This is a genomic window from Aureispira sp. CCB-QB1, assembly GCF_000724545.1.
Taxonomy (GTDB): domain Bacteria; phylum Bacteroidota; class Bacteroidia; order Chitinophagales; family Saprospiraceae; genus Aureispira.
Genome location: NZ_JHBV01000076.1, coordinates 1 through 851 on the forward strand (window position 1 = coordinate 1; position 851 = coordinate 851).

The 851-nt window shown below is 41.7% G+C and carries 1 protein-coding gene; it reads right to left on the minus strand.

Annotation, left to right across the window (positions count from 1 at the left end; genetic code table 11):
- On the minus strand, positions 1 to 851 hold an 851-nt coding region (locus CG11_RS30540), incomplete at both ends, for a hypothetical protein (protein WP_197043961.1).

An 851-nucleotide genomic window follows, 5' to 3' on the forward strand; every position in this document is an offset into this window, starting at 1 on the left:
ACATTCAAATAATCTGTGGTAGGATTGGGATACAACAACAAAGAAATTGCTCCTCCTTGCTCTAGCGGCAGCACGCCTGTTGTGGTATGGCAACCGGGCACCAAGCAGCCCTGTTCGTCCAATTTTATCAACCAACCTTGCTGAAAAATAATCGGATTGCTAGGAATCGTATCTACTCCATTTGCTTCTCCACATACTAAAAAACCTCCGTCGGGGGTTCGCTCGGCATCATAAACCGTGTGCCGTGCATTCGCTGTGCTTAAATACTCGTAATCTCTGCTCCAAATGCTGTCTCCTTGAGGCGATAGTTTCACAATTCGTCCGTGTATAATATAATGTGTTGGATTCTGTGCAGGGTATGTTCGTGATATTGTCCCAAATGCAACTAATGTACTATCCTCTAACTCTATTATTTTCTGAAAACTGGCTAAATCATCAATAGGTGAACGTAATATTGTACCCCATAAAAAATTCTGAGCACTATCTAATTTATAGATATAACCATGGTGTAAAAAATTAGCAAACGTTCCTGTGCTATTCAGTCTTTCATAGCCCCATGCACTAGCAACCACCAAGCCGCCATCTTTGGACAGAATCAAGTCGTTCACACCATGTATTTGTTGGTTATTGGGGCTTTGGTAAGTCCAAATCGTATTGCCTAGGCTGTCTATTTTTTCTAATTTGCTTCGTACCGTGTAGTTCATTTGTACGCCACTTAGGTTGTCTTGTTGGTAGCCAATTATATAGTGATTGTCGTTCGTGGCGTAAACGCAGGGAGTGTGCTCTACATAATGGGGTACGCCTCTTGTTACATGCCATTCTTTTTGTCCTTGTTGATCTAGTTTTAGAAT